The sequence below is a fragment of the Anaerolineae bacterium genome, from assembly GCA_014360855.1.
Lineage (GTDB): Bacteria > Chloroflexota > Anaerolineae > JACIWP01 > JACIWP01 > JACIWP01.
This window is the reverse complement of sequence record JACIWP010000357.1, coordinates 1-2,619: the sequence shown is the minus strand read 5'-3', so window position 1 is coordinate 2,619 and position 2,619 is coordinate 1. Positions and strand designations below refer to the sequence as shown.

The window sequence follows — 2,619 nt, the reverse complement described above, 5'->3', positions numbered from 1 at the left end:
AGGGCTGGGGCCTTTTCGTATCATTATTTGTCCCCTACCAGCTCCCGTTCCAGCACGCCGGTCATACAGCCGATGGCGCCGGCGGCCTTCATCAGCTCGTCCACCTCGACCTCGTGACAGGTGATGCCGGCACGCTCGTACAATGACCGGGTGACCGGGTTGCCGGCTGGCATCAGCACCCGCCGGGGGCCCAACGTCACCAGGTTCAGCGCCATGCCCTGCTCCGCCTCCCGCTCATCCGGGATGAAGAGCACCCGGAAGCCGCGCTGGTGCAGTGCTTCCACCGCGGCATACGGCACGCGCCCCGGCCAGGCCAGCGCCAGGTCGCGATCCACGATGCGCAGGGTGCCCATCAGATGCATGGCGCCGTAGGGCAGTCCGACTTGAATAATCTCCACGCCCAGCTCCCGCAGGGTGCCGGCGACCTGCGCGGCGCCCTCGGCATTGGTGCGGATGCCCGTTGCCAGCAGGATCGTGCGGGGGTCCAGCCACATGGCGTCCGCGCCTTCAAAGGTGCCGCGGCCGTGCACGGTGTGCAGTATGGGGATGCCCAGTTCCGCCAGCCGGCGCGCTACCCAGCGCTCCTCGCCGGCGCGCACGGTGGACGCCGGCCGGCCGACAACTGCTCCCTCCGGGGTCATGAAGAACAGGTCGGCGGCGAACAGGAGGTTCGGCGGCGGCACGTGGGAGGGCGCGACCAAATGGACGGTCACGCCGGCGGAGCGGTAGGCGTCGGCCAGCGCGCGATGCTGGCGGCGCGCCAGGCCGGCGTCTATCGGCGCCAGCATCTGCACAGCGTTGGGATCCCGGATATCCTCCAGCTCCGGCCCTGGCTCGTGCAGGAGCACAGCGCGCAGAGGAGCCCATTCCGAATCTACGCCGCAAGGATGCCAGAGGAGGCCGATTTCCTGTCGCGTGCTCTGCCGGCGCGGGGACCATCCCTCGCCCCCATAGGCGGAGGTTTCGTATATGGAGAGGGCCGGCTGTTCACCACCGCTCATAGCTCACCAGTTCCTCCAGCGGCTTACGGCGTTTCGGGCGCGGCTCGTCGGCCGGATAGCCCAGCGGGGTGAAAGCCAACGGCTCCGCGTCCGCCGGGAGGCCCAACACCTGGCGGGCGGCGTCGGGGTCAAAGGCGCCGATCCAGCAAGTCCCCAGCCCCAGGTCTGTCGCCGCCAGGATCAGGTGGTCCATGGCGATGGCAACGTCCACATCCACATAGGCCTTGCCGTCGCGGCGCACCCAGCTTTTGCCGGGGATGCCCACTGCGGCGATGACAATGGGGGCCTGTACGAACCAGTCGGCGGGATAAATCCTGCGCAGTTCGTCTTCCCGCCCGCGCGTGTGAATAACGATGAAGCGGAAGGGCTGGCGGTTGGCCGCGGTGGGAGCCAGCCGCGCCGCTTCCAGCACCTGGCGCACCTTTTCCTCTTCCACCTCGTTTGGGCGGTAGGCGCGCACGCTGTAGCGTTTGCGGATCACTTCGGAGAATTCCATGACCACCTCCTTGAATGGGTGAAAGTCATGCCGGCGCGAGGAGCACCGTGACGTTATTATACCATGTCATCCTGGGCGCAAGTGGCTGAGGGTCGCCCGGGCGCCGTCGTACACGCTCCAACTGTCGGCGAAAGCGGTGACGAACAGGAAGCCCATGTCGAGATATTTCTGAGCGTTATTGGGACCGCAGGCGATGCCGGGGATTTTGCCGGCCTTTTGGCAGGCGGCCAGCACATGGCGAATGGCCTCTTCGTGCCGGCGCTGATCCGCCGGCTGGCCCAGGTCCAGGCCCATGGAGTTGGCCAGGTCCGCCGGCCCGATCCAGCAGGCATCCACCCCGTCCACCCGCATGATGGCTTCAGCGTTCTCGACGGCCTGCCCGGATTCGATCTGTACTGCCAGGAACACCTCGTCATTGGCGGCGGCGCGGTAGTCCGGGCCGTAGATGCGACAGCCGTAGGCGCCCTCGGATCGGCCGCCGCGCGGGGGATAGCGCATGGCGAAGGCCGCGGCTTCCGCGTCCGCCGGCGTGTGTACCATCGGGACGATAATGCCGAGCGCCCCGCGGTCCAGCATGGCGCCGATGAGGTAGAAATCGTTCTTCCCCACGCGCACCATGGGCACCGCGCCGGCCAACCGGACGCAGTGAAACGCGTCCATGGCCGACTTCGGGTCCCAGATGCCGTGCTGGTCATCCAGCAGGACATACTCACTGCCGGCCAGCGCCAGCAGTTCCGCCGCCAGCGGCGAACCCAGGGTGGCCAGCCCGCCGATGGAGGGCTTGCCGGCCAACAGTTTCTCTTTCACGGTGTTCCAGCGCATCATGCGGTATGCTCCTTGCGTCCAACGAGGATGACTGACCGCCGGCGAGCTTCCCGCCGGCCTTCGTCATCCTAGCATAGGCGGGCCGGCGCGTCAAATTTGCCGCAAATGTGCCAGGCCCTTCCCCGGGGATGAGGAAGGGCCTGGCCGCTTGGCGCGCAGAGAAAGAGGGAAGAAAGGAGATGGGCTATCCTTTGACAGGCATGCTTTCTTTCTCCAGGGCCGGCAAGATGTACTCCTCCACGAAGGCCTTGACATTATCCGGGTCGACATGCATGACCTTATGCCGGCCGATGGTCA

Annotated in this window: 3 protein-coding genes; all 3 read right to left on the bottom strand. The window is 66.7% G+C overall.

Features of this window, described 5'->3' with window-relative positions:
* Positions 1 to 23: 23 nt before the first annotated feature.
* Complete coding sequence (locus tag H5T60_13940) at positions 24 to 1,001, bottom strand: amidinotransferase (protein ID MBC7243533.1); 978 nt, start codon at positions 999 to 1,001, stop codon at positions 24 to 26.
* The gene (locus H5T60_13935; GenBank protein MBC7243532.1) at positions 988 to 1,497 is read right to left on the bottom strand and encodes a nitroreductase family protein; all 510 of its coding nucleotides are present in this window, start codon (positions 1,495 to 1,497) and stop codon (positions 988 to 990) included. The genes H5T60_13940 and H5T60_13935 overlap by 14 nt, the downstream gene beginning before the upstream one ends.
* Positions 1,498 to 1,563: 66 nt before the next feature.
* Positions 1,564 to 2,322, bottom strand: a complete 759-nt coding sequence (locus H5T60_13930) for a hypothetical protein (protein MBC7243531.1) — start codon at positions 2,320 to 2,322, stop codon at positions 1,564 to 1,566.
* Positions 2,323 to 2,619 lie beyond the last annotated feature (297 nt).